The sequence below is a fragment of the Cellulomonas rhizosphaerae genome (assembly GCF_003470205.1).
GTDB lineage: Bacteria > Actinomycetota > Actinomycetes > Actinomycetales > Cellulomonadaceae > Cellulomonas > Cellulomonas rhizosphaerae.
The window spans coordinates 1-26,067 of the sequence record NZ_QWKP01000186.1; the positions used below are offsets into that span (position 1 = coordinate 1).

A 26,067-nucleotide genomic window follows, 5' to 3' on the forward strand; every position below is an offset into this window, starting at 1 on the left:
TGCAGGGGTACGACGCGTACGGCGTCGCCTACAGCGAGGGTCGCTCGGTGCTCAACATCGCCGGCCTGGTCCTGGCCCCGGACAACACCAACCAGGTGATCCAGCCGATCGTCCTCGACAGCCAGGGCGTCGGCTGGTGGCGGCGCGTCGTCGACCGCGCCTCGATCACCGCCGAGCTCCACCTGGCCGTGCCGCTGTCCCCCGCCGAGCGGGCGGCGATGGAGGCGGCGTTCGCGCGCTACTCCGCGTTCGCGGGTGTCCCGGTCGAGCTGGCCTGACGCTCAGGCGAGCAGGGCGGCTCCGTCCGCCGCGAGCGAGCCCAGGCGGGACAGCGCGCGGTAGTACTTCTTGCGGTAGCCGCCGGCCAGCATCTCGGCCGAGAACAGCTCGCGCTCCCCCGCGCCGCCGAGCAGCACGGGCACGTCGCGGTCGTAGAGCCGGTCGACGAGCACGACGACACGCAGCGCGACGTCCTGCGTCGGGACCGCGTGCACGCCCGTCAGCCCGACGAGGCCGACGCCGTCCAGCAGCGCGCCGTACCGGCTCGGGTGGACCGTGGCGAGGTGGTCGAGCAGCGCGGCGAAGTCGTCGAGCGTCGCGCCCGGACGCGTCGAGGCTGCCGCGACGACGACGTCCTCGGGCAGCCCGTCGGCGTCGGTGACGACCGACCGGTGCCGGTAGTCCTCGCCGTCGACTCGCATGACCTCGAACCGGGAGGCGAGCGCCTGGATCTCACGCAGGAAGTCGTCGGCCGCGAACCGTCCCTCGCCCAGCGAACCGGGCAGGGTGTTCGATGTCGCGGCGAGGGCCACGCCGCGGTCGGCGAGCTCGCGCAGCAGGCGGGACATCAGCACGGTGTCGCCCGGGTCGTCGAGCTCGAACTCGTCGATGCAGACCAGCCTGCGGGTCGCGAGCGCCTCGACCGTCGGGAGGAAGCCGAGCGCTCCGACGAGGTTCGTGTACTCGACGAACGTCCCGTAGGCCGCGTCGCCGACCGCGTGGGCGAGCGACGTGAGCAGGTGCGTCTTGCCGACGCCGAAGCCGCCGTCGAGGTAGACCGCGACGGGTGCGGAGCGGCGGCGGAACAGACCCTTGCTGCCGCCCGTGACCTGCCCCGCGGCCGCGCGCAGCCGGGCGACCGTCGCGGCCTGCGACGGGTGCTCGGCGTCGGGCACGTAGGAGTCGAACGAGGCGTCGGCGAAGTGGCGCGGCGGGACGAGCTCGGCGAGCAGCCGCTGCGGGGGGACCTGCGGGTGGCGGCCGACGAGGGTGCCGGGCGTGGGCGCCGCCGGGGCCGGGTCCGCGGCCAGAGGCTCGCGCGTGGAAGTCACGATCGTCCAGACTACGTCCGCGCGCGGGAGCCCTCGTGACCGTGCGAGCGACGTCACATCGGGGCGATGAGCACATCCGTTGGACGAAAGTCCATATGCCGACCACGACGTCTCACGATGCGGAAGGCCGTTCCCCCGTCTGCGCGACGCATGACAGTCTCATCCGGTGATCTCGTCGGGGTTCGTCAGCGCGCGTCGGCACTGTTGTGCCCTCATGACCGCCCGCCCCGCCATGCCGAGCATCGTGATGTGCTGCTGTCCGCGGAGCAACTGACCCGCCCCGTCCCCCCACCCGGGCGCGCGGTCCGCGCCCGGTGCACGCCCTCGAGATCGCCGAGGGCCGGGAGCAGCCGCACGTCCACGAACCACCTCGGAGGTAGCGCCACATGGCGCAGACCCGGATCGCCCCACCCGCCGCCCGCAACGAGGGCCAGTGGGCCTTCGACCAGCGCGAGGCCCTCAACGGCAACGAGCAGTTCAAGCAGGACGACGACGGCCTCAACGTGCGCGCGCGCATCGAGGAGGTCTACTCCAAGGAGGGCTTCGCGTCGATCGCGCCGGAAGACCTGCGCGGACGGATGCGCTGGTGGGGCCTCTACACGCAGCGCAAGCCCGGCATCGACGGCGGCAAGACGGCGACCCTCGAGCCGCACGAGCTCGACGACGAGTACTTCATGCTGCGCGTGCGCTGCGACGGCGGCGCCCTGAGCCTGCAGCAGCTGCGCGTCATCGCGGACGTCTCGCGCGAGTTCGGCCGGGACACCGCCGACATCACCGACCGGCAGAACATCCAGCTGCACTGGATCCGCGTCGAGGACGTGCCGGAGATCTGGCGCCGCCTCGAGGCCGTGGGCCTGTCCACGCAGGAGGCCTGCGGCGACACCCCGCGCGTCGTGCTCGGCTCCCCCGTGGCCGGCGTCGCGGCCGACGAGATCATCGACGGAACGCCCGCCGTGCGGCACATCGTCGAGAACTTCATCGGCGACCCGCGCTTCTCGAACCTGCCGCGCAAGTTCAAGACCGCGATCAGCGGCTCGCCGCACCACGACGTCGCGCACGAGATCAACGACGTCGCGTTCGTCGGCGTGGTGCACCCCGAGCTCGGCCCAGGCTTCGACCTGTGGGTCGGCGGCGGGCTGTCGACCAACCCCAAGCTGGGCGTCCGCCTGGGCGCGTTCGTCACGCTCGAGCAGATCCCCGACGTGTGGGTCGGCGTGGTCGGGATCTTCCGCGACTACGGCTACCGCCGGCTGCGGACCCGTGCGCGCCTGAAGTTCCTCGTCGCGGACTGGGGCCCCGAGCTCTTCCGTCAGGTGCTGGAGACCGAGTACCTCGGCTTCGCGCTGTCCGACGGGCCCGAGCCGCCCCCGCCGCCGACCGGCCGCCGCGACCACGTGGGCGTGCACCCGCAGGCCGACGGCCAGTTCTACGTGGGCGTCGCGCCGACCGTCGGCCGCATCTCGGGCCCGATGCTCACCGAGCTGGCCGACCTCATGGAGGCGGCCGGGTCGGACCGCCTGCGCCTCACGGTCGAGCAGAAGCTCGTCGTCCTCGACGTCGCGGCCGACGCCGTGGACCCGCTCGTCGAGGGGCTCGAGGACCTCGGGCTGGCCGTGCGCGCGGCGTCGACGTTCCGGCGCGGGACGATGGCCTGCACCGGGATCGAGTTCTGCAAGCTCGCGATCGTCGAGACCAAGGCGCGCGCGACGCACCTGATCGGCGAGCTCGAGAGCCGGCTGCCGACGTTCGACCAGCCCATCACGATCAACCTCAACGGCTGCCCGAACTCCTGCGCGCGCATCCAGACGGCCGACATCGGCCTCAAGGGCGCGCTCGCCGGCGGCGAGGACGGCTACCAGGTGCACCTCGGCGGCGGCCTCGGCCTGACGAGCGGGCTCGGGAAGACGCTGCGCGGCCTGCGCGTTCCTGCTGAGGAGCTGCCCGACTACATCGAGCGCGTCACGCGCCGGTTCGACGAGCAGCGCACCGAGGGCGAGCTGTTCGCCCAGTGGACCCAGCGCGCCGCTGAGGAGGACCTGCGATGAGCGAGTCCGGCCAGCGCGCGGTGCCGTACTACTGCCCGTTCTGCGCCAGCGAGGACCTGTTCCCCGCGGGCGACAAGCACGGCGAGTGGGAGTGCCGCTCGTGCACGCGGGTCTTCGGTCTGCGCTACGTGGGGACGAGGGGACGATCATGACGACGGCGACCGAGCTGAGCACCGACGGTCTGCGCGCGCTGGCCGAGCAGGCCGGACGCGACCTCGAGCACGCCCACCCCGTCGAGATCCTCGCGTGGGCGGCGCGGACCTTCGGGTCCGACCTCGTCGTCGCGTCGTCGATGGGCGACGAGATCCTCGTGCACATGGCCGCCGAGGCGGCACCGGGCATCGACGTGATCTTCCTCGACACGGGCTACCACTTCGCCGAGACGCTGGGGACGCGCGACTACTACGCCGACTTCACGAACGTCTCGCTGCGCACGATCCTGCCGCTGACCACCGTCGCGCAGCAGGACGCCGAGCACGGCCCTCGCCTGCACGACCGCGACCCCAACCTGTGCTGCGCGATGCGCAAGGTCGAGCCGCTCGAGCGCGGGCTCGCGCCGTACACGGCGTGGGTCACGGGCATGCGCCGCGAGGACGCTCCGACCCGGACCGACATCACGGTCGTCGGCTGGGACGACAAGCGCGGCAAGGTCAAGCTCAACCCCCTGGCCGCCTGGACGCAGGACGACGTGGACGCGTACGTGGAGGCCAACAACGTGGTCCTCAACCCGCTGCGCCAGGTCGGCTACGCGTCGATCGGGTGCGAGCCGTGCACGCGGGCGGTCGCGCCCGGCGAGGACGCGCGCGCCGGACGCTGGTCGGGTACCTCCAAGACGGAATGCGGTCTGCACACATGACAGCGACGACGACCCTCACCCAGCTCGACGTGCTCGAGTCCGAGGCCATCCACGTGATGCGCGAGGTCGCGGGCGAGTTCGAGCGTCCCGTGCTGCTGTTCAGCGGCGGCAAGGACTCGATCGTCATGCTGCACCTGGCGCGCAAGGCGTTCTGGCCCGCGCCGGTGCCGTTCACGCTCATGCACGTCGACACGGGCCACAACTTCCCCGAGGTCATCGCCTACCGCGACTCCGTCGTGGAGCAGTACGGGCTGCGGCTCGTGGTCGCGTCCGTGCAGGACGCCATCGACGACGGGCGCGTCGTCGAGCGCTCGGACGGCTCGCGCAACGCGCTGCAGACCGTCCCCCTGCTCGACGGCATCACCTCCCACCGGTTCGACGCGGTGTTCGGCGGCGGCCGGCGCGACGAGGAGAAGGCGCGCGCCAAGGAGCGGATGTTCTCCCTGCGCGACGAGTTCGGCCAGTGGGACCCGCGCCGCCAGCGGCCCGAGCTGTGGGACCTGTACAACGGTCGCCACAAGCTCGGCGAGCACGTGCGCGTGTTCCCGCTGAGCAACTGGACCGAGCTCGACGTCTGGCGGTACATCGAGCGCGAGGAGATCGCGCTGCCGGACATCTACTACTCGCACGACCGCGAGGTGTTCCTGCGCGACGGCATGTGGCTCGCGCCGGGCGACTGGGGCGGTCCGCGCCCCACCGAGACGCTCGAGACCCGCACGGTCCGCTACCGGACCGTCGGCGACATGAGCTGCACGGGCGCGGTCGAGTCGGACGCGACGACCGTCGCCGACGTGATCGCCGAGGTCGGCGCCAGCCGCCTGACCGAGCGGGGCGCCACGCGCGCAGACGACCGGGCCTCCGAGGCCGCCATGGAGGACCGCAAGCGTGAGGGCTACTTCTGATGGGTGCTGGACTGACGGGCCGAGCCACCGACCACGCTCAGCGTGACCTGCTGCGCCTGGCCACCGCCGGGTCCGTCGACGACGGCAAGTCCACGCTGATCGGCCGGATGCTCTACGACACCAAATCGGTCCTGGCCGACCAGCTCTCCGCCGTCGAGGCCGCCACGGCCGCGCGCGGCGGCGGCGCGGTCGACCTCGCGCTGCTCACGGACGGCCTGCGCGCCGAGCGCGAGCAGGGCATCACGATCGACGTGGCCTACCGGTACTTCTCGACGGCCACGCGCGCGTTCGTCCTCGCCGACACCCCCGGGCACGTGCAGTACACGCGGAACATGGTCACGGGCGCTTCCACGGCCGAGCTCGCGATCGTGCTCGTCGACGCGCGCAAGGGCGTGCTCGAGCAGACGCGTCGGCACGCGACGATCACCGCGCTGCTGGGCGTCCCGCACGTGGTGCTCGCGGTGAACAAGATGGACCTGGTCGGCTTCGACCGGGCCGTCTTCGACGCGATCGCCGCCGACTTCACGACCTACGCGGCCGGCCTCGGCCTGACCGACGTGGTCGCCGTGCCGCTGTCCGCGCTCGACGGCGACAACGTCGTGGACCGCTCGTCGCGCACGCCCTGGTACGACGGTCCGACGCTGCTCGAGCACCTCGAGGCCGTCCCCGTGCTGCGCGACCCGCACACCGAGGACTTCCGGTTCCCGGTGCAGGTGGTCATCCGGCCGCGCAACGCCGAGCACCCCGACTACCGCGGGTACGCGGGCCGGATCGCCTCGGGCGTGGTCCGCGTGGGAGACGAGATCACGGTCCTGCCGTCGGGCAAGTCGAGCACGGTCGTCGGGATCGACACCTTCGACGGGCCGCTCGACGAGGCGCACGCCCCGCTGTCGGTGACGCTGCGGCTGGCCGACGACGTGGACATCTCCCGCGGTGACCTGCTCGTCCCGGCCGGCTCGGACACGAGCGTGGGCCAGGACCTCGAGGGCACGGTGTGCTGGCTCGCCGAGCGCCGCTCGGTCCTGGGCCAGCGCGTGCTCGTGCGCGTCGGCACCCGCACCGTCCGCGCGCTGCTGCGCGAGGTCAACGCGCGGCTCGACGTCGAGAGCCTCACCGTCGAGCAGTGGCACGGCGTCGACACGCTGCACGCGGTCGACGCGACCGACACGTCCTCGGACGCGTCCCCGCAGGCGCTCGCGCTCAACGCCATCGGCCGGGTCAAGCTGCGCCTGGCCGAGCCGATCGCGCTCGACGAGTACGCGTCCCACCGCCGCACGGGCGGCTTCCTCGTCGTCGACCCCGCGGACGGCTCCACGCTCGCCGCGGGCATGATCGGCGCGACGCTGCTCGACCGCCTCGTGGTCGACGCGCCTGCCGACGAGAACGACTGGTTGGCCGGGGCCGGGATATGACCGACCGGCACCCGCTCTGGCTCGACCTGACCGGTCGGCTCGTCGTCGTGGTCGGCGGCGGGCCCGTCGCCGCGCGGCGCGCGACCCGGCTGGTCGAGGACGGCGCGCGGGTGCTGGTGGTCGCCCCGGCGATCTGCGAGGACCTGCGCGAGCTGGTCGACGACGCGCGCGTCCAGTGGGTGCCGCGCGACTACCTGACCACGGACCTCGACGGCGCGTGGCTCGCGCACACGGCCACCGGCGACCGCGCGGTCGACGACGAGGTCGCGGCCGATGCCGAGCGCAGCCGGCTGTGGTGCGTGCGGGCCGACGACGCGTCGGTCTCCCCCGCCTGGACCCCGGCCGTGGCGCGGTCGGGCGACGTCGCGGTGGCCGTGACCGCGGGCGGCGACCCCCGCCGGGCGGCCGCGCTCCGGTCGGCCATCGCCCTGCTGCTCGACACCGGCGCGCTGCCGGTGCGTCGCCACCGCGCGGGCGCCGGCCACGTGACCCTCGTCGGCGGCGGGCCCGGCGACCCCGGGCTCATCACCACGCGCGGGCGGCGCGCGCTCGCCGAGGCGGACGTCGTGGTCGTCGACCGCCTCGCGCCCCGGGCGCTGCTCGCGGAGCTCGACCCCGCGGTCGAGGTCATCGAGGCGGGCAAGTCGCCGCATGCGCACACCCTCACGCAGACCCAGATCAACGCGGTGCTCGTCGAGCGCGCGCGGGCCGGCCTGCGGGTCGTGCGGCTCAAGGGCGGCGACCCGTTCGTGCTGGGCCGCGGCGGCGAGGAGCTCGCCGCGTGCCTCGAGGCCGGCGTGACCGTCGAGGTCGTGCCCGGCGTGACCAGCGCTATCGCCGTGCCTGGCGCCGCGGGGATCCCCGTGACGCACCGCGGAGTCTCGCGCCAGGTGATGATCCTGTCCGCGCACGACGCGGCCCCCGACTGGGAGACGCTCGCGCGGCTCGACGGCACGCTCGTGCTGCTCATGGGCGTCGCGCAGCTCGCGGGCCACGCGGCCGCGCTGGTCGCGCACGGCCGCGACCCGCAGACGCCCGTGGCCGTCGTCGAGAACGGCACGCTGCCCGGCCAGCGCACCACGCGCGGCACGCTCGCCACGATCGCCGAGGTCGCGCTCGCGCGCGGCGTGGGCCACCCGGCCGTCGTCGTCGTCGGCGACGTCGCGGCCCTCGCGGACGTCCTCGCGCCCGTCCGCTGACGGCAGAACGCGTCCCGCCCCGTCGGCGGCCCGCCCGGGGTTAGCGTGGCGAGCATGACCCACGTCGAGCCGCTCCTGCGCCGCCTCGTCGGCGCGATCCTGCGCACGCGCCGCGAGGAGCAGGGCCGCACGCTGCGCGACGTGGCGACCGACGCCCGCGTCTCCCTCGCCTACCTCTCCGAGGTCGAGCGCGGCCGCAAGGAGGCCTCGTCGGAGGTGCTCGTCGCGATCTGCCGGGCCCTGGGGATGCGGCTCGTCGACCTTGTCGGCGCCGCGCACGCGCAGCTCGCCGAGGCCGAGGGACGGATCGTCGTCGACCTCACCGCGGCGCCCGCGCCGGACCTCGCCCGGCCCGTGCACGCGGCGGGGACGGCCCTGCTGCTCGCCGCCTGATCACGGCATGCCCTTGAGCGTCGAGACCACCGCGTCGGCGAGGCCGTAGGCGACGGCCTCCTCCGCGGTGAGGATCAGGTCGCGGTCCGTGTCGCGGCGCAGCTTGTCCACCGGCTGGCCCGTGTGCCGGCTCAGCACCCGCTCGACCTGCTCGCGCAGGCGCAGGATCTCGCGCGCCTGGATCTCCAGGTCCGCGGCGGTGCCCTCGCCTCCGCCCGACGGCTGGTGCAGCATCACGCGCGAGTGCTCGAGCACGTGCCTGTTGCCGGGTGCCCCGGCCGCGAGCAGCACCGCGGCGGCCGACGCGGCCTGCCCGAGGCAGAACGTCGCCACGGGCGGCTTGATGTACTGGATCGTGTCGTACACGGCCAGCAGCGCGGTGATCGAGCCACCCGGCGAGTTGATGTAGAGGTGGATCGGCGACTCCTGGCTCTCCGAGGCCAGGTGGAGCAGCTGGGCGATGACGACGTTCGCCACGCCGTCGTCGATCTCGGTGCCCAGGAAGATGATCCGGTCGCCGAGCAGGCGGGAGTAGACGTCGGACGCGCGCTCGCCCTGCGGCCGCTGCTCGACGACGACGGGGATCGTGTAGCTGCTCACAGCCCCGCCCTCCGCGTGCCGTCGGGGCGGACGTCGTCGAGGTGCTCGACGACCTTGTCCACGAATCCGTACTCGAGCGCCTCGTCCGCGGTGAACCACCGGTCGCGGTCGGCGTCGCGCTCGATGGTCTCGACGCTCTGGCCCGTGTGCTCGGCGGTGAGCTCCTGCATCGTGCGCTTCACGTGCGCCATGTTCTGCGCCTGGATCGCGATGTCGACCGCCGTGCCGCCGATGCCGCCCGACGGCTGGTGCATGAGCACCCGCGCGTGCCGCATCGCGAACCGCTTGCCGGGCGTGCCGGCGCTGAGCAGGAACTGCGCGGCGCTCGCCGCGAGTCCCATCGCGAGCGTCGAGACGTCGTTGGGGATGAGCCGCATGGTGTCGTACATCGCGAGCGCAGCGCTGACCGAGCCGCCGGGCGAGTTGATGTAGAGCGCGATGTCGCGGCGCGGGTCCTCCGCGGAGAGCAGCAGCAGCTGCGCGCAGATGCGGTTCGCCACGGGGTCGTCGACCTCCTGGCCGAGCACGACGATGCGCTGGTGCAGGAGCCGGGTCGACAGGTCGTCGTCGAACGGTCGTTGCGGTGTCTGCGTGCTGGGCACGGTGGGCCTCCTGGGGTCGGGTCCCTCGACCGTCGCACCGGAGTCGGCCGCGCGACCCCACCGTCTGCCCGCAGCGGATCTGCCGACGGCAGACGGGCTAGCGTGAGCGCGTGACCGACTCCCCCGCGCTGGACGTGCTGCTGCCGCTCGACCGCGCAGGTCAGCGCCTCGAGCCGCGCGCCGACGAGGCCGAGCTGCTCGCGCTCCTCGAGTCCCCCGCGCGGCTCGTGCGCGCCAACATGATCGCCACCCTGGACGGCGCCGGCACCGGGCCGGACGGCGTCACGGCGTCGATCAACGGGCCGGCCGACCTGCGCGTGTTCCAGGCGCTGCGCGCGCACGCGGAGGTCGTGCTCGTCGGGGCCGGCACCGCGCGCGACGAGGGCTACCGGGCGCTCGACGTCCCGGACGGGCTGGCCGACGAGCGCGCGCGCCGCGGTCTGCCGCCGCACATCGAGCTCGCGATCGTGACGGCGAGCGGCGAGCTGCCGGACGCACTGCTCGACGCGGACCGGCCGCCGTACGTCGTGACCACCGCCGACTCTCCCGCGCTGGACTCGCTGCGGACGCGCGTCGGCGACGACCGCGTGCTCGCGCACGGCGCGGACGGCGGCGTCGACCTGGCCGCGACCCTCGATGCACTCGCAGCGCGGGGGCTCGGCCGCGTGCTCGCCGAGGGCGGGCCTGGGCTGCTCGGGCAGCTCGTGGCCCAGGGCCTGGTCGACGAGCTGTTCCTCACCTGGAGCCCGCTGCTCGTCGGCGGACCTGCGCCACGCATCCTCGGCGACGGCCCGTGGCTCGACCCGGCGCGGCCTCTGGTCCCCGTCCACCTGCTGCACGCCGACGGCGTGCTCCTGGGACGGTGGCGGGCGCGATGAGCCGCAGTGACTAGGCTCGTCGCGTGACCGACACGATCCTGGTCCTCACGGAGGACACCCTGGCCACCGCCGACATCGAGCACCTGCTCGCGCTGCACGAGGGCGAGGTGCTCACCTACCGGGTGCTGGTGCCCGCCGACTCGGAGCGCCCGCTGCTCGCGACGGTCGTCGACAACCTCGGCCTCGGCGAGCTCGGCGAGGCGTTCGACCGCCTGCGCGGCAAGGAGCCCAGCGTCCGCGAGGCCAAGGCCACGGCCGACGAGCAGCTCGCGGCGTCCCTCGCCGAGTTCGCCGCCGCCGGCCGCGAGGCCACCGGCGAGGTCGTCGCCGACGACCCGCTGCCGGCCCTGCGTGCCGCGGTCGCCGCCGGCGAGGTCCGCGAGATCGCCGTCGTGACCTACCCGCACGCGTGGGAGGACACGTTCCACCGCGACTGGGCGAGCCGCGCGCGCGACGAGCTCCAGGTCCCCGTGCTGCACCTGTACTCGGGCACGTCCGAGCTCGGCTGACGACGCACGAAGGGGCGGCCCCGATCTCGGGACCGCCCCTTCGTCGTGCTCAGAAGCCGGTGCTCGTGACCTCCGGGTAGTACCGGCGGAACTTGCGCACCTGGTTGACCAGGGCCGCGAGGACGTACGCCTGGCGGCGCGGCGAACGGTCCTTCCGGTACCGCAGCGGGTGGGCCGTCGCCTTGGCGCGGATCAGCCCGCGCACCTGGGCCGCGAGCTGCGGGTCGCGCACGTAGCGCAGCAGCAGGCGGTGCGGCACGACCGCGTACAGGACGCTCGTCTCGACGACGACCGGCTCGACCGCGAGGCCGTGCACGTGGTCGTCGACCACGAACCGCATGGGGTTGGCCCCGGCCGCCGTCACGTAGTAGTTGTTCCGCCCGATGCGGGGGTTGACCTCGAAGAAGCGGAACGCCCCGGTGCGCGGGTCGACCTTCACGTCGAAGTTCGCGAAGCCCCGGTAGCCCGTCTCGGCGAGGAACCGGCGCGCCTGCGCCAGCATCTCGTCGTCACGGTAGGTGAACATCGCGGCGGGGTTCCCCAGGCCGGACGGCGTGTGCTCCTCGAGCAGCACGTGCGCCGAGCACAGCAGCGTGATCTCCCCGCGGCTGTCGACGTACGCCGTGACCGACCGCATCTGCGTGTCGTCGCCCGGCACCAGCTCCTGGACGACGAACCGCCCCCGGAACCCGGCTCCGCGCAGCGCGCCCCACAGCCACGTGAGCTCGTCGGGCGAGGCGATCTCGAAGACCTTCTTCTTGCCGGCGAACTCGACGTCCTGGTAGTCCGCGCTGCTGGCCGCCTTGGCGATCAGCGGGTACTCCAGGTCCACCTCGACGTCGGGCGAGCCGTCGCCGAACGTCTGGACCAGGGTGCGCGGCACCGAGATGTCGAGCTCGTCGCAGATCTCCGCGAACGTCGCCTTGTCCGAGATCCGCGCGAGCAGGTCGGCGGACAGGAACGGCACCACGTAGAACGGCTCGAGCTCCTCGCGGTGCTCGACGACCACGCGCACGAGCCAGTCCGAGTTGGCCATGAGCACCAGGCGCTCGTCGGACAGGCGCGCGGCGATCTCGAGCAGCCGGTCGACGAGCTGGCGCGGGTCGTGACCGTCGGCCACGATCTCGTGCTCGACGATCGACGAGTGCGCGACCGGCCCGAGGGCGGCACCCGCGACGACGATCGACGTCAACCCGTACGCCTCGTGGAACGAGCGGGCGAGGGCGTAGACGCCGATGTCGGCGCCAAGGATGACGGGCTGCAGGGGGACGCCCCGCAGCCCGTCGGCCGGCTGCGTCACGCGTCCTGCTCGCTGCGGTCGCCCGACCACGTCGTGTGGAACGTGCCCTCGACGTCGGTGCGGCGGTAGGTGTGCGCCCCGAAGAAGTCGCGCTGCGCCTGGATCAGCGCGGCGGGCAGACGCTCGGCCCGCACGCCGTCGTAGTACGCGAGCGACGACGAGAACGCCGGCGTGGGCACGCCGTGCAGGGCGGCACCGGAGACGATCCGGCGCCAGGCCTCGACTCCGTTGCCGACCGCACCCGTGAAGTACTCGTCGGCCAGCAGCAGCGGGAGCTGCGCGTCGCGCTCGTACGCCTCGGTGATCCGGTTGAGGAATCGCGCGCGGATGATGCAGCCGCCGCGCCAGATGCGGGCCATGGCGCCGCGGTCGATGTTCCAGCCGAACTGCTCCGAGGCCGCGGCGATCTGGTCGAAGCCTTGCGAGTACGCGACGACCTTGGACGCGTAGAGCGCGAGCCGCACGTCCTCGACGAACGCGTCGCGGTCGGTGACGTCCCACGGCGTGGTGTGGGCCTGCAAGGTGCCGACGGCCGCCTCGCGCTGCGCGACGCCGCCGGACAGGGCGCGGGCGAACGTGGCCTCCGCGATGCCGGTGATCGGCACGCCGAGGTCGAGGCCGTTCTGCACCGTCCAGCGGCCGGTGCCCTTCTGCTCGGCCTGGTCGAGCACGATGTCGACGAACGCCGCGCCCGTCCTGGCGTCGACGTGCTGCAGCACGTCCGCCGTGATCTCGATGAGGAACGACTCGAGGTCGCCCGTGTTCCACTCGGCGAAGATCTGCCCGATCTCCGCGGCCGAGGCGCCCAGGCCCTGCTTGAGCAGGTCGTAGGCCTCGGCGATGAGCTGCATGTCGGCGTACTCGATGCCGTTGTGCACCATCTTGACGAAGTGGCCGGCGCCGTCGGGGCCGACGTAGGTGCAGCACGGCACGCCGTCGACCTTGGCCGAGATCTTCTCGAGGATCGGGCCGAGACTCTCGTAGGACTTGGCGGTGCCGCCGGGCATGATCGACGGGCCGAGCAGCGCGCCCTCCTCGCCGCCCGAGACGCCCGAGCCGACGAAGTGCAGGCCCTTGGCGCTCAGCGCGTTCTCGCGCCGGATGGTGTCCGGGAAGTGCGCGTTGCCGGCGTCGACGACGATGTCGCCCTCCTCGAGGAAGGGCACGAGCTCGTCGATCACCGCGTCGGTGGGGTCGCCGGCCTTGACCATGATGACGACCTTGCGCGGGCGCTCGAGCGACGCGACGAAGTCCTCGACGGACTCCGAGGGGACGAACGTGCCGTCGTCGCCGTGGTCCTCGACGAGCGAGGCGGTCTTGGCGTACGACCGGTTGTGGATCGCGACCGTGAACCCGTTGCGCGCGAAGTTGCGGGCGAGGTTGCGGCCCATGACGGCCAGTCCGGTGACGCCGATCTGAGCGGTCCCGACGGGGGAACCTGCTGCTGAGTCGACCATGCGCGGGGTGCTCCTTCGATTCGTCGGCCGCACGCTCGTCATCCGCGCAGGGCGGAGGCGACGGCCGGGTGCTGGGTGCCGGTTCAGCGTAGTGCTCCCGCCCGTGACGCAACGCGGCGTGCCGGACCGCAAGACGGCCCCGCCCGCCCGTACGCTCCACACCGTGACCCCCGCCGGCCCACAGGACGTGCCTGCCGAGTTCGTCCGCTCGCTGCGATCGCTGCGAGCCGTGACGCTGCGACCCGAGGTGATCCTCGACGAGGTCCCGGGGCCTGCGCGCATCGCGCCCTACTCGGCCGCGCTGACCGCCGAGGTCCGCACCGAGCGCCGGTCGGTGTCCGCCGCCGAGCTCGCCTCCGGGCGCTTCGTCGTCCTGTTCGACCCCGCCGGCCACGAGGCGTGGGAGGGGAGCTTCCGCCTGGTCACCCTCGTGCGCGCGACGCTCGAGGCCGAGGTCGGCAGCGACCCGATGCTCGGCGAGGTCGCGTGGTCCTGGTTCACCGACGCCCTCGCGTCGGCCGACCTCGACCCCCTGGCCGCCGGCGGCACCGTGACGCGCGTGCTGTCGCAGAGCTTCGGCTCGCTCGACGTGCGCTCGGAGCAGACCGAGCTCGAGATCCGGGCCTCGTGGACCGCGGCCGACGAGGACCTCGCGCCGCACCTGCGCGCGTGGGGCGCGCTCCTGTGCGCGGCGGCCGGCCTGCCGCCGCTCCCGGACGGCGTCGTCTCGCTCGCCCCCCGCCACTGACGACTGGCTCAAGTCTCGCCCTGCTGCTGCCGATGACGGTCCTGTGAGCATCGAACCCCTGCGCCGCGAGGTCGTCCGTCGGCCCGGCACGCTGCGTGCCGTGGCACCTGCGCGCCCGGTGGGGCACCAGATGTGCGTCGTGGTCTCCGAGGTCGCCGACGGCGACGGCTCGGCCCTCGTCACCAACCTGCGCCGCCGCGGCAGCCACCGCGTCGTGGTCCTGACCCGCCGTGCGAGCCGCGCCGAGCTCGGCGTGCTGCTGGCGGGCGGCCTGCGTGGCGCCGTCGCGAGCGCGACCGCGCCGAGCCTGGTCCGCGTCCCCGCTCCGCCGCCCCCGCCCGCCGAGCTGCCCGAGCTCACCGCGCGCGAGGTCAGCGTGCTCGCGCTCGTGGCCGGCGGCCGCAGCAACCGGCTCATCGGCGAGGAGCTCGGACTGTCCGCGCTGACGGTCAAGAGCCACCTCGCGCGCATCTCGCGCAAGTTCGGCACGGGCGACCGTGCGGAGCTCGTCGCGATCTCGATCCGCGGCGGAATCCTCGACTGATCGTCGTCAGCCAAGGGCAGCAGCCGCCGCGCCCTGAGACGCACGCCTCACGGATTGCCGGGCCCCCACGCCTCGCGCCTGCGGGAACGCACGCGGTATCTCGCCTACCGTGGAACCCATGACGCCCGAGGACCTCGACGCCACGACCGGCGACGACGCGACCCCGGAGCCCGTCGTCACCCCGCTGACCGAACCCGCTGACGGCATCCCGCCCGTCGTGGAGACGCCCGAGGCCCTGGCCGCGGTCGTCGAGGCGTTCGGCGCCGGCACCGGCCCGGTCGCGGTCGACGCCGAGCGCGCGTCCGGCTACCGGTACGGGCAGCGCACCTACCTGGTCCAGCTCCGCCGCGAGGGTGCCGGCACCGCGCTCATCGACCCGATCGCCGTGCCGGACCTGTCCGCTCTGTCCGAGGCGCTCGTCGGGGTCGAGTGGGTGCTGCACGCCGCGTCGCAGGACCTGCCGGGTCTCGCCGAGCAGGGCATGCAGCCCAGCCGCGTGTTCGACACCGAGCTCGGCGCCCGTCTGCTCGGGCTCGACCGGGTGGGCCTGGCGGCCGTCGTCGCCGACACCCTCGGGCTCGGCCTGGCCAAGGAGCACTCGGCCGTCGACTGGTCGACGCGACCGCTGCCGAGCGAGTGGCTGCGCTACGCCGCGCTCGACGTCGAGGTGCTCATCGAGGTGCGCGAGGTCCTGGCCGAGCGGCTCGCCGTCGCGGGCAAGGCCGAGTGGGCCGCGCAGGAGTTCGAGGCCGTCCGCACCGCCCCGCCGCCCCCGCCGCGGGTCGAGCCCTGGCGCCGGGTCTCCGGCCTGCACACGATCCGCGACGCCCGTCGGCTGGCCGTGGTGCGCGAGCTGTGGACCACGCGCGACCAGAACGCCCGCCAGCGCGACATCTCGCCGGGCCGCGTGCTGCCCGACTCCGCGATCGTCGCCGCAGCGCAGGCCCTGCCGCGCTCGGTGCCGCAGCTGACGGACCTGCCCGCGTTCTCGGGCAAGGGCACGCGCCGCCGCGCGCCGCTCTGGCAGGCCGCGATCGACCGCGGCCTGGCCGCGCCGGAGTCGGACCTGCCGTCGGTGCGCGGACCCAAGACCGACGCTCCCCCGCCGCCGCGCGCGTGGGCCGACCGCGACCCTGCGGCCGCCGACCGCCTGACGGCCGCGCGCGAGGTCATCGCCGCGCTGTCCGACGAGCACCACGTGCCGACCGAGAACCTGCTGCAGCCGGACCTGCTGCGGCGGCTGTGCTGGACGCCCCCGAGTCCCCTGGACGCCGAGTCGATCGCCGCGACGCTCACCGCCGGGGGTGCGCGCGCCTGGCAGGTCGAGCTCGTCACGCCCGGGCTGGCCGCCGCGCTTTCCTGAGACTGCCTGGTACCCGCGAAACCCGTTGTTACTCTTCGGTAACTTCTGCTGGCGCAGGACCTTCGTCCCGGGTAGCGTCGGCCGTCGCGGCTCCGCACCTCGCGGTCCCGCAGGACACTGCTGTCCCCCGCACTGGAGGCCTCGATGCCGACCGCATCTCCCGCGACGCAGATCCGCCGCGTCGTCTTCGTCGACGGGGTGCGCACCCCGTTCGGCCGAGCCCGCAAGGACGGCCTGTACGCGCACACGCGCGCCGACGACCTGTCCGTCAAGACCATCCGCGAGCTGCTGCGCCGGCACCCGTCGCTCGACCCCGCGCGGATCGACGAGGTCGCGATCGCGGCCACGACCCAGCAGGGCGACCAGGGGCTGACCCTGGGCCGCACGGTCGGCGTGCTCGCGGGCCTGCCGCGCACGGTCCCGGGCTATGCGATCGACCGCATGTGCGCGGGCGCGATGACCGCCGTGACGAACACCGCCGCCACGATCGGCGTCGGCGCGGCCGACGTCGTGCTGGCCGGCGGTGTGGAGCACATGGGCCACCACCCGATGGGCTTCGACGCGGACCCGAACCCCCGCTTCATGTCCGAGCAGCTGGTCGCCGCGGACGCGCTGAACATGGGCGTCACGGCCGAGAACCTGCACGACCGGTTCCCCGCGCTGACCCGGGAGCGCGCGGACGCGTACGGCGCCGCGAGCCAGGCCAAGTTCGCCGCCGCTCTCGCCGCGGGCAAGATCGACCCCGACCTCGTGCCGGTCGCGCTGCGCGACCCCGAGAACGGCTGGGGCCTGGCCACGGCCGACGAGCCGCCCCGCCCGGGCACCACCGTCGAGGCCATCGGCACGCTGCCCACGCCGTTCCGCCCCGGCGGCCGCGTGACCGCCGGCACCGCCGCCCCCCTCACCGACGGCGCGGCCTCGTGCCTGCTCGCCGCCGAGGACACGGCTGCCGAGCTGGGCCTGCCGACCCGCATGCGCCTCGTCTCGTTCGCCTACGCGGGCGTCGAGCCCGAGATCATGGGCATCGGCCCGGTCCCCGCGACCGAGCGCGCGCTGTCCCGCGCGGGCCTGACGATCGACGACATCGGCCTGTTCGAGATCAACGAGGCGTTCGCCGTCCAGGTGCTCGCGTTCCTCGACGCGTTCGGCATCGCCGACGACGACCCCCGCGTGAACCCGTACGGCGGCGCGATCGCCGTCGGCCACCCGCTCGCCTCGTCGGGCGTGCGCCTCATGACGCAGCTCGCGCGCCACTTCGAGGAGCACCCCGAGGTCCGCTACGGCCTGACGACGATGTGCGTCGGCCTCGGCCAGGGCGGCACCGTCATCTGGGAGAACCCGCACCACCCCGACTACGAGAACGGGAGCGCCCTGTGAGCACTGTGAGCACCCCCACCGAACCGCGCGGGGAGCGCGTCTCGCGCGCCCTGGTCCGCGACGTCCGCCTGCCCGGCGGCGCCGGGACACTGGCCCTCGTCACCATCGACAACGGCCTCGACCACACCAAGCCGACGACGTTCGGCCCGCTCGGCATCGCCTCTCTGCACGAGGCGCTCGCCGGCGTGCAGACGCGCGTCGCCGCGGGCGAGGTCCAGGCGGTCGCCGTCACCGGCAAGCCGTACTTCCTCGCCGCCGGCGCCGACCTCTCGCAGATCGCGTCGGTCACCGGCCGCGACGCCGCGCTCGCGCTCGGCCAGGGCGGCCACGCCGCGTACGAGCTGCTGCACACGATGGGCGTGCCGACGTTCGCGTTCGTCAACGGCGTCGCCCTGGGCGGCGGGCTCGAGCTCGCGCTGAACTGCGACTACCGCACGGTCGCGGCCGACGTCCGGGCGCTCGCGCTGCCGGAGACCGGTCTGGGCCTGGTGCCCGGTTGGGGCGGCGCGTACATCGTGCCGCGCCTCGTGGGCATCGAGAAGGCGCTCGACGTCATCCTCACGCGGCCCGCGACGAACAAGCCGTTCAACGCCGCGCAGGCCGCGGAGATCGGCCTCGTCGACACCGTGCTCGGTGCCGCCGACTTCCTCGAGGAGTCGATCCGCTGGGCGGCCCGCGTGCTCTCCGGCGAGGTCGTCGTCGAGCGCCGTGAGCTCGACGACCAGGCCACGTGGGACGCGGTCGCCGCGGGTGCCCGCAAGCGCCTGGACGCCGTCATCCACGGCTCGCGCCCCGCGCCGTACCGCGCGCTCGACCTGGTCGCCGCCGCGCGCACCGCGTCGCGCGAGGAGGCCTTCGCGGCCGAGGACGTCGCGCTGGCCGACCTGATCATGAGCGACGAGATGCGCTCGTCGGTCTACGCGTTCGGGCTGGTCTCCGGCGGCAAGAAGCCCGTCGGCGCGCCCGACAAGTCGCTCGCGCAGCCGGTCACGCGCGTCGGCATCGTCGGCGCCGGTCTCATGGCCGCGCAGATCGCGCTGCTGTTCGCGCAGCGGCTCGGGGTACCGGTGGTCATGCGCGACCTCGACGAGGACCGCGTCGCCGCGGGCCTCGGCGCCGTGCGGTCCACGGTCGAGCGACTGACCGCCAGCGGGCGGATGACCGAGGGCACCGCGGCGCGCCTGCTCGGGTCGATCCACGGCACCACCGACATCGCCGAGTTCGCGTCGTGCGACCTGGTGATCGAGGCCGTGACCGAGATCCTCGACCTCAAGAAGCGAGTCTTCGCCGAGCTCGAGACCGTCGTGTCCCCCACGACGATCCTCGCGACGAACACCTCCGCGCTGTCGATCACCGCGATGGCGGCGGACCTGCAGCACCCCGAGCGCGTCGTCGGCCTGCACTTCTTCAACCCGGTCGCGGCGATGCCGCTCGTCGAGGTCATCCACGCCGAGCACACGTCGGCCGAGGCGCTGGCCACGGGCTTCGCGGTCGCCGCCAAGCTGCGCAAGACGGCCGTGCTGGTCGCCGACCGCCCCGGCTTCGTCGTCAACCGTCTGCTGGTCCTGCTGCTCGGCGTGATCGTCGACGCCGTCGAGGGCGGCACGCCGGTCGAGGTCGCGGACCGCGCGCTGCGGCCGCTCGGCCTGCCGATGCCGCCGTTCGAGCTCTTCGACCTCGTCGGGCCGGCCGTCGGGCTGCACGTGCTGACGTCGCTGCGCGAGGACCTGGGCGACCGGTTCCCGCGCTCCCCCGGGCTCGAGAAGCTCGTCGCCGACGGCACCCGCGTGGTGCTGCCGGCCCCCGCCAAGGGGCTGCCCAAGCCCGTCGACCCCGCGATCCAGGCGGTGTTCGGCGAGCCCCGGGAGGGCGCGCTGGACGAGGCCGGCGTGCTCGACTCGGTCCTCACGGCGCTCACGGTCGAGATCGGCCACATGCTCGAGGAGGGCGTCGTCGCGACGCCGCAGCAGATCGACCTCTGCATGATCCTCGGCGCCGGGTGGGGCTTCCACCTCGGCGGGATCACGCCGTACCTGGACCGCACGGGCTACTCCGAGCGCGTGCTGGGCCGCCGCATCCTGCCCGACGGGGTCGCGAACGTCCCCGCCTGACCCGCACGAGACCGAGCCGGGCCGTCCCTCACGGGGCGGCCCGGCTCGTGCGTTCAGTAGACCCGCAGACCGCGCGAGCGGAACTGGTCGCGGACGCGCTCGACCAGCTCGGGGGTCGGCGGCTGGGTGTCCTCGAGCTCGTAGGTCATCGCCAGCTCGGTCCACTTGTCGCGGCCCATCTGGTGGAAGGGCAGCACCTCGACGCGACTCACCGAGGCGAGCGAGGCGACGTAGGACGCGACCGCCTCGACGTTGTCGACGTCGTCGGTCAGGCCGGGTACGAGCACGAACCGCACCCAGATCTCCGTACCGCGCGCGGCGAGGCGGCGGCCGAAGTCGAGCGTCGGCTGCAGGTCGCGGCCCGTGACGCGGCGGTAGGTCTCCGGATCGCCCGACTTCACGTCGAGCAGCACGAGGTCGACGTCGTCGAGCATCTCGTCCGACAGGTGCGAGCCCAGGTAGCCCGAGGTGTCGATCGCCGTGTGGATGTCCATGGCGCGCGCACCCCGCAGCAGCCGCTTGACGAACGCGGGCTGCATGAGGGGCTCGCCGCCGGAGATCGTCAGGCCGCCGCCGGTCGCCTTCATGACGCCGCGGTAGCGCGCGATGCGTCCGAGGAGCTCGTCGGCCGGCACGTCGGTCCCCCGACGCATCTCCATCGTGTCGGGGTTGTGGCAGTACAGGCAGCGCAGCGGGCAGCCGGACAGGAACACCGTCATGCGCGTGCCCGGTCCGTCGACCGCGGTGACCAGCTCCCAGGAGTGCACCGAGCCGACGTCGCCCGCGCGGACCGCGGCGAGGCGGGCCGAGCGGTCGTCGGACTCGGCGGTCGCCAGGCCGGAGGTGCCGTGGCCCTGCGTCCGCTCGTGCGAGCCACCGACGAGCGGCATCCCGAGGGACACCACGGGTGCGCCGGGCTGCCGCTCGTCGGTGATGGTCATGTCAGACCGCTCCGTGGAAGGTGCGCGACAGGACGTCGAGCTGCTGCTCGCGCGTCAGCCGGACGAAGTTGACGGCGTAGCCCGAGACCCGGATGGTGAGCTGGGGGTAGTTCTCCGGGTGCTCCATGGCGTCCAGGAGGGTCTCGCGGTTCAGCACGTTGACGTTCATGTGGTAGCCGTTCGACAGCGTGTACGCGTCCAGCAGGCCGACCAGGTTCGTCACCTGCTCGTCACGCGTCCGACCCAGGCCGGTGGGGACCACCGACGAGGTGAGCGAGATGCCGTCCTGCGCCTCGGCGTAGGGCAGCTTCGCGACGGACAGCGCCGAGGCGAGCATCCCGTGGGTGTCGCGCCCGTTCATCGGGTTGGCACCCGGGGCGAACGGCTCGCCGGCGCGGCGACCGTCGGGCGTCGAGCCCGTCGCCTTGCCGTAGACGACGTTCGAGGTGATCGTCAGCACCGACTGGGTGTGCGTCGCGTCCCGGTAGGTCGGGAAGCGGCGGATCTTCTCCATGAACGTCTGGACGATCCACACCGCGATGTCGTCGGCGCGGTCGTCGTCGTTGCCGTACGTCGGGAAGTCGCCCTCGGTCGCGTACTCGGTGACCAGGCCGTCGGCCGTGCGCAGGGCGCGGACCTTGGCGTACTTGATGGCCGACAGCGAGTCGACGACGACCGACAGACCCGCGATGCCGCACGCCATGGTGCGCAGGATCGTGCGGTCGTGCAGGGCCATCTCGATGCGCTCGTACGCGTACTTGTCGTGCATGTAGTGCACGCAGTTCAGCGCGTCGACGTAGGTCTGGGCCAGCCAGTCCATCATCGTGTCGAACTTGGCCATGACGTCGTCGTAGTCCAGCACCTCGCCCTCGACGGGAGCACCGACGGGAGCGATCTGCTTGCCGGTGTTCTCGTCGCGACCGCCGTTGATGGCGTACAGGAGCGTCTTGGCGAGGTTCACGCGCGCGCCGAAGAACTGCATCTGCTTGCCCACGCGCATCGGGGACACGCAGCACGCGATGGCCGCGTCGTCGCCCCAGGAGTCGCGGATGAGGTCGTCGGACTCGTACTGCACCGCGGACGTGTCGATCGAGACCTGCGCGCAGCAGTCCTTGAACCCCTGCGGGAGCTTGTCGCTCCAGAACACCGTCATGTTGGGCTCGGGGGCCGGGCCCAGGTTGTACAGCGTCTGCAGGTAGCGGAACGAGGTGCGCGTCACGAGCGGACGACCGTCCTCGCCGATCCCGGCGATGGACTCGGTGACCCACGTCGGGTCGCCCGAGAAGAGGTTGTCGTACTCGGGCGTGCGCAGGAACCGCACGATGCGCAGCTTGATGACGAAGTCGTCGATGATCTCCTGCGCGCCCTCCTCGGTCAGGACGCCGGCCTCGATGTCGCGCTGCAGGAACACGTCGAGGAAGGTCGAGGTGCGGCCCAGCGACATCGCGGCGCCGTTCTGCTCCTTCACGGCGGCCAGGTAGCCGAAGTACAGCCACTGCACGGCCTCGCGGCCGGTCGTCGCGGGCAGCGAGATGTCGTAGCCGTAGGACGCGGCCATCGCCTTGAGCTCGCTCAGCGCGCGCGTCTGCTCGGCGAGCTCCTCGCGGTCGCGGATGACGTTCTCGACCGAGCGCTCCATGTCGAGCTCGGCACGTTCGAGCTTCTTGGCGGCGATCAGCGCGTCGACGCCGTACAGGGCGACGCGGCGGTAGTCGCCGATGATCCGGCCGCGGCCGTAAGCGTCGGGCAGCCCGGTGATGATGTGGCTGCTGCGCGCGGCGCGGACGGCGGGCGGGTAGACGTCGAAGACGCCGTCGTTGTGGGTCTTGCGGTACTTGGTGAAGATCTCGGTGACGATCGGGTCGGCCTCGTAGCCGTACGTCTCGAGCGAGTTCAGCACCATCCGGTAGCCACCGTTGGGCATGATCGCGCGCTTGAGCGGCGCGTCGGTCTGCAGGCCGACGACGACCTCGTTGGCCTCGTCGATGTAGCCGGGTGCGTGCGATGTGATGGTCGACGGCGTCGTCGCGTCGATGTCGTAGACGCCCTTCTCGCGCTCGGCGGGGAACATCGCCGCGAGGCGCTCCCACAGGGCGGTCGTGCGGGCCGTCGGGCCGGCCAGGAACGCGGAGTCGCCGAGGTACGGCGTGTAGTTGCGCTGGATGAAGTCGCGCACGTCGACGTGGTCGACCCACGGGCCTGCGACGAAGCCTTCCCACGCGGCGGGCATGGTGGCCTCGACCTGCTGCGGAACTGCCGTGGTGGACATCCGTACTCCTTCGTTCGAACGGGGTAGTTCGAACTTATGGAGCGAATGATGGGATGTCTTGGGACCTCGGTCCCGGGTTGTGCTCGTCGTGTGAACGAGCAGGTCACACCGCTGCTAGCTCTCCCCCAGCGCGCCAAGGACGTCGCGCGCGATGTCCGCGGGCCGCAGGCGCAGCGTGCCGACGAGCTGGTCGCGGGTCGCGTGGTCGAGGAACGCGCGCGGGATGCCGATCGACTGGACGGGCGTGCCGATGCCGGCCTCGCGCGTGCGCTGCGCGACGATCGCGCCGATGCCGCCGTCGACGACGCCGTCCTCGATCGTCACGACGTGGTCGTGGTCGCCGACGAGCTTGACCAGGCCGGGGCTGACGGGCAGGACCCAGCGCGGGTCGACGACCGTGACGCGCAGCCCGTGCGCGCCGAGCAGGTCCGCGACCTCGAGCGCGGTGGGTGCCATGGCCCCGACGGCCACGACGAGCACCGAGCGCTCGCCGGTGCCCGTGCGCGCGAGGACGTCCACGCCGTCGACCTCGTCCAGGGCAGGGATCGCGTCGCCCACCGCGCCCTTGGGGTAGCGCACGACGGTGGGCGCGTCGTCGACGTCGACGGCCTCGCGCAGCGCGGTGCGCAGCGTGGCCTCGTCGCGGGGCGCCGCCAGGCGCAGACCCGGCACGACGCCGAGCATCGCCATGTCCCACATGCCGTTGTGGCTCGCGCCGTCGTCGCCCGTCAGGCCGGCGCGGTCGAGCACGAACGTGACGCCCGCGCGGTGCAGCGCGACGTCCATGAGCACCTGGTCGAAGGCGCGGTTGAGGAACGTCGCGTAGACCGCGACCACGGGGTGCAGGCCGCCGAACGCCATGCCGGCTGCGGACGTCGCGGCGTGCTGCTCGGCGATCCCGACGTCGAACACGCGGGAGGGGAACTCGGCCGCGAACGGCGCGAGGCCGACGGGCTGGAGCATCGCGGCGGTGACCGCGACCACGTCGGAGCGGCGGCGGCCGATGCGGACGATCTCGTCGGCGAACACGCTCGTCCAGCCGAAGCGGGACGGCGCGAGCGGCAGGCCCGTCTCCGGGTGGATCTGCCCGACCGCGTGGAACCGGTCCGCGATGTCCTGCTCGGCCGGCGTGTACCCGCGGCCCTTCTCGGTGATGACGTGCACGATGACCGGCCCGGCGTACGTGCGAGCCCGGCGCAGCGCGCGCTCCACGGCCGCCTCGTCGTGCCCGTCGACCGGGCCGACGTACTTCAGGCCCAGGTCCTCGAACATCCCCTGCGGCGCGACGACGTCCTTGATGCCCTTCTTCAGGCCGTGCAGCGCGTCGTACGCGGCACGTCCCGGCGGGCCGGAGCGGCGCAGCGTGCGCTTGCCCCAGGACAGGACGTTCTCGTAGCCCTGCGTGGTGCGCAGCGTGTCGAGGTGGTGGGCCAGGCCGCCGATCGTCGGGTCGTACGAGCGCCCGTTGTCGTTGACGACGATGACGAGGCGGCGGTCCTGGCCGTCGGCGATGTTGTTCAGCGCCTCCCAGGCCATGCCGCCGGTGAGGGCGCCGTCGCCGATGACCGCCACGACCGAGCGGTCGCCGCGGCCCTGCAGCTCGTTCGCCTTGGCGATGCCGTCGGCCCAGGACAGCGCGGTCGACGCGTGCGAGTTCTCGACGACGTCGTGCGCCGACTCGGCCCGGCTGGGGTACCCGGACAGGCCGTCGCGGCGGCGCAGCTGGCTGAAGTCCTGCCGGCCCGTGAGCAGCTTGTGCACGTAGGACTGGTGGCCGGTGTCGAAGACGAACGTGTCGGCCGGCGACTCGAAGACGCGGTGCATCGCGATGGTCAGCTCGACCACGCCCAGGTTCGGGCCCAGGTGGCCCCCGGTGCGCGAGACGGACTCGACGAGGAACGTGCGGATCTCGCCCGCGAGCGCCTCGACCTGCCGCGGTGCGAGCGCGCGGACGTCGGCCGGCGAGCCGATCCCCTCGAGCAGTCCCATCGCGTCTCCGTCCCTCGTCGTCCCACCTGACCGTGGGACCGCGCGCGGCGGCCGCCGACGGCGACGCTGCCACAGGAGGGACCCAGGATGTCTTCCGGACACTCTAGGCGCCCAGCCCCCGCACAGCCCCAGATGTGCACGTGGGGTGCACCACCTGCACAAGACTCCCCCGCGCTCGACCGTCTACGATTGATCGGAAAGGGGAACACCCATGCGCTTCCTGCCCGGCCACCAGGCCACATCTGACCTCACGTACGGCGACGTCTTTCTCGTCCCGTCACGTTCGGAGGTCGCCTCCCGGTTCGACGTCGACCTGACGTCGCCCGACGGGACCGGCACCACCATCCCGCTCGTCGTCGCCAACATGACCGCCGTCGCCGGCCGCCGGATGGCCGAGACCGTCGCGCGTCGCGGCGGCATCGCGGTCATCCCCCAGGACATCCCCACCGACGTGGTGGCGGACGTCGTGGCGTCGGTCAAGGCCAAGCACACGGTCGTCGAGAGCGCGGTCGTCGTCTCGCCTCACGACACCGTGCACACGGCCATCACCCTGATCGGCAAGCGCTCGCACGGCGCGGCCGTCGTCGTCCGGGACGGGCGCCCGGTCGGCGTCGTCACCGAGGCGGACTGCCAGGGCGTCGACCGCTTCACCCAGGTCGAGGACGTCATGACGGCGGACCCGAGCACCATCGAGGCGTCGGTCATCGAGGACGGCGGACCCCGCGGCCTCGAGGTCGCGTTCGAGCAGCTGCACGCCTCGCGCCGCCGCTTCTCCCCCGTGACCCGTGACGGCGCGCTCGTCGGCGTCCTGACCCGCGTCGGTGCGCTGCGCTCGTCGATCTACGAGCCCGCGCTCGACGCGAACGGCCGCCTGCGCGTGGCCGCGGCGGTCGGTATCAACGGCGACGTCAAGGCCAAGGCCGCCGAGCTGCTCGAGGCCGGCATCGACGTGATCGTCGTCGACACCGCGCACGGCCACCAGCGCAAGATGTTCGACGCCCTGGGCGCCGTGCGATCGCTCGACCCGCAGGTCCCCGTCGTCGCCGGCAACGTCGTCACCGCCGAGGGCACGCGCGACCTCATCGAGGCCGGTGCGGACATCGTCAAGGTCGGCGTGGGCCCGGGTGCGATGTGCACGACCCGGATGATGACGGCCGTGGGCCGCCCGCAGTTCTCCGCGGTGCTCGAGTGCGCCGCCGAGGCTCGTCGCCTCGGAAAGCACGTGTGGGCCGACGGCGGCG

Annotated in this window: 24 protein-coding genes; 16 read left to right on the forward strand and 8 right to left on the reverse strand. The window is 73.1% G+C overall.

What is annotated here, in order from left to right; all coding sequences use genetic code 11:
• Window positions 1–278 (forward strand): DNA glycosylase AlkZ-like family protein (locus tag D1825_RS08800; protein WP_138067543.1); only part of this gene is annotated, 278 nt, incomplete at its 5' end.
• 3 nt (window positions 279–281) lie between these two features.
• Here D1825_RS08800 and zapE read toward each other — a convergent pair.
• Complete coding sequence (zapE, locus tag D1825_RS08805) at window positions 282–1,331, reverse strand: cell division protein ZapE (protein ID WP_407643313.1); 1,050 nt, start codon at window positions 1,329–1,331, stop codon at window positions 282–284.
• Window positions 1,332–1,717: 386 nt separating this feature from the next.
• Between zapE and D1825_RS08810 the strand changes: the two genes are divergently transcribed.
• From D1825_RS08810 to D1825_RS08835, 7 genes are read left to right on the forward strand one after another with little or no spacing between them, the layout of a single operon-like run.
• A complete protein-coding gene (locus D1825_RS08810) occupies window positions 1,718–3,376 on the forward strand; it encodes a nitrite/sulfite reductase (protein ID WP_118767053.1) in 1,659 nt (552 codons plus the stop codon).
• Window positions 3,373–3,528 (forward strand): hypothetical protein, encoded by a 156-nt coding sequence (locus D1825_RS18435; protein WP_199721545.1) that lies wholly within the window; start codon window positions 3,373–3,375, stop codon window positions 3,526–3,528. Before D1825_RS08810 ends, D1825_RS18435 begins: the two co-directional genes overlap by 4 nt.
• Window positions 3,525–4,232, forward strand: a complete 708-nt coding sequence (locus D1825_RS08815) for a phosphoadenylyl-sulfate reductase (RefSeq protein ID WP_118767054.1) — start codon at window positions 3,525–3,527, stop codon at window positions 4,230–4,232. Before D1825_RS18435 ends, D1825_RS08815 begins: the two co-directional genes overlap by 4 nt.
• Window positions 4,229–5,134, forward strand: coding sequence for a sulfate adenylyltransferase subunit CysD (cysD, locus tag D1825_RS08820; RefSeq protein ID WP_233549759.1), 906 nt, complete (start codon window positions 4,229–4,231; stop codon window positions 5,132–5,134). Before D1825_RS08815 ends, cysD begins: the two co-directional genes overlap by 4 nt.
• Window positions 5,134–6,546 (forward strand): sulfate adenylyltransferase subunit 1, encoded by a 1,413-nt coding sequence (locus D1825_RS08825; RefSeq protein WP_118767056.1) that lies wholly within the window; start codon window positions 5,134–5,136, stop codon window positions 6,544–6,546. The genes cysD and D1825_RS08825 overlap by 1 nt, the downstream gene beginning before the upstream one ends.
• Window positions 6,543–7,745, forward strand: coding sequence for a uroporphyrinogen-III C-methyltransferase (gene cobA / locus D1825_RS08830; RefSeq protein WP_118767057.1), 1,203 nt, complete (start codon window positions 6,543–6,545; stop codon window positions 7,743–7,745). The genes D1825_RS08825 and cobA overlap by 4 nt, the downstream gene beginning before the upstream one ends.
• A gap of 54 nt (window positions 7,746–7,799) precedes the next feature.
• Entirely contained in the window at window positions 7,800–8,138 is a 339-nt protein-coding gene (locus D1825_RS08835; RefSeq protein WP_118767058.1) for a helix-turn-helix domain-containing protein, read from the forward strand.
• Here the strand turns inward: D1825_RS08835 and D1825_RS08840 are convergent, their stop codons facing one another.
• Complete coding sequence (locus tag D1825_RS08840) at window positions 8,139–8,738, reverse strand: ClpP family protease (protein ID WP_118767059.1); 600 nt, start codon at window positions 8,736–8,738, stop codon at window positions 8,139–8,141. It abuts the gene before it with no gap.
• Entirely contained in the window at window positions 8,735–9,340 is a 606-nt protein-coding gene (locus D1825_RS08845; RefSeq protein ID WP_118767060.1) for a ClpP family protease, read from the reverse strand. The genes D1825_RS08840 and D1825_RS08845 overlap by 4 nt, the downstream gene beginning before the upstream one ends.
• Before the next feature lie 110 nt (window positions 9,341–9,450).
• Here D1825_RS08845 and D1825_RS08850 point away from each other — a divergent pair, with 110 nt between their 5' ends.
• Together D1825_RS08850 and D1825_RS08855 are read left to right on the forward strand one after the other, a co-directional pair.
• Window positions 9,451–10,218: a dihydrofolate reductase family protein gene (locus tag D1825_RS08850; protein ID WP_118767061.1), complete on the forward strand. Its 768-nt coding sequence runs from the start codon at window positions 9,451–9,453 to the stop codon at window positions 10,216–10,218.
• Window positions 10,219–10,241: 23 nt separating this feature from the next.
• Window positions 10,242–10,727, forward strand: coding sequence for a hypothetical protein (locus D1825_RS08855; protein ID WP_118767062.1), 486 nt, complete (start codon window positions 10,242–10,244; stop codon window positions 10,725–10,727).
• Between the two features lie 49 nt (window positions 10,728–10,776).
• Here the strand turns inward: D1825_RS08855 and D1825_RS08860 are convergent, their stop codons facing one another.
• Together D1825_RS08860 and gndA are read right to left on the reverse strand one after the other, a co-directional pair.
• On the reverse strand, window positions 10,777–12,027 hold the full coding sequence (locus D1825_RS08860; protein WP_118767063.1) for a carboxylate--amine ligase: 1,251 nt from the start codon (window positions 12,025–12,027) through the stop codon (window positions 10,777–10,779).
• Window positions 12,024–13,484 carry an NADP-dependent phosphogluconate dehydrogenase gene (gene gndA, locus D1825_RS08865; protein WP_118767064.1) on the reverse strand — a complete coding sequence of 487 codons (1,461 nt, stop codon included), beginning with the start codon at window positions 13,482–13,484 and terminating at the stop codon, window positions 12,024–12,026. Before gndA ends, D1825_RS08860 begins: the two co-directional genes overlap by 4 nt.
• Window positions 13,485–13,647: 163 nt before the next feature.
• Between gndA and D1825_RS08870 the strand changes: the two genes are divergently transcribed.
• The 5 genes from D1825_RS08870 to D1825_RS08890 all read left to right on the forward strand — a co-directional run bounded on the left by D1825_RS08870 (window position 13,648) and on the right by D1825_RS08890 (window position 19,627).
• Window positions 13,648–14,232, forward strand: coding sequence for a DUF3000 domain-containing protein (locus D1825_RS08870; protein ID WP_118767073.1), 585 nt, complete (start codon window positions 13,648–13,650; stop codon window positions 14,230–14,232).
• 43 nt (window positions 14,233–14,275) lie between these two features.
• Entirely contained in the window at window positions 14,276–14,776 is a 501-nt protein-coding gene (locus D1825_RS18710; RefSeq protein ID WP_267897566.1) for a helix-turn-helix transcriptional regulator, read from the forward strand.
• Between the two features lie 118 nt (window positions 14,777–14,894).
• Complete coding sequence (locus D1825_RS08880; protein ID WP_118767065.1) at window positions 14,895–16,139, forward strand: ribonuclease D; 1,245 nt, start codon at window positions 14,895–14,897, stop codon at window positions 16,137–16,139.
• Window positions 16,140–16,283: 144 nt separating this feature from the next.
• A complete protein-coding gene (locus D1825_RS08885; RefSeq protein WP_118767066.1) occupies window positions 16,284–17,516 on the forward strand; it encodes a thiolase family protein in 1,233 nt (410 codons plus the stop codon).
• Window positions 17,513–19,627 (forward strand): 3-hydroxyacyl-CoA dehydrogenase NAD-binding domain-containing protein, encoded by a 2,115-nt coding sequence (locus D1825_RS08890; RefSeq protein ID WP_118767067.1) that lies wholly within the window; start codon window positions 17,513–17,515, stop codon window positions 19,625–19,627. The genes D1825_RS08885 and D1825_RS08890 overlap by 4 nt, the downstream gene beginning before the upstream one ends.
• A gap of 53 nt (window positions 19,628–19,680) precedes the next feature.
• Here the strand turns inward: D1825_RS08890 and pflA are convergent, their stop codons facing one another.
• The 3 genes from pflA to dxs all read right to left on the reverse strand — a co-directional run bounded on the left by pflA (window position 19,681) and on the right by dxs (window position 24,826).
• Complete coding sequence (pflA, locus tag D1825_RS08895; protein ID WP_118767068.1) at window positions 19,681–20,568, reverse strand: pyruvate formate-lyase-activating protein; 888 nt, start codon at window positions 20,566–20,568, stop codon at window positions 19,681–19,683.
• A 1-nt stretch (window position 20,569) separates the two neighbouring features.
• A complete protein-coding gene (gene pflB / locus D1825_RS08900; protein ID WP_118767069.1) occupies window positions 20,570–22,837 on the reverse strand; it encodes a formate C-acetyltransferase in 2,268 nt (755 codons plus the stop codon).
• Between the two features lie 114 nt (window positions 22,838–22,951).
• Window positions 22,952–24,826: a 1-deoxy-D-xylulose-5-phosphate synthase gene (gene dxs, locus D1825_RS08905; protein WP_118767070.1), complete on the reverse strand. Its 1,875-nt coding sequence runs from the start codon at window positions 24,824–24,826 to the stop codon at window positions 22,952–22,954.
• 211 nt (window positions 24,827–25,037) lie between these two features.
• On the opposite strand from dxs, the gene D1825_RS08910 reads away from it, so the two are divergent.
• A partial coding sequence (locus D1825_RS08910) for an IMP dehydrogenase (protein ID WP_118767071.1) occupies window positions 25,038–26,067 on the forward strand: 1,030 nt, incomplete at its 3' end.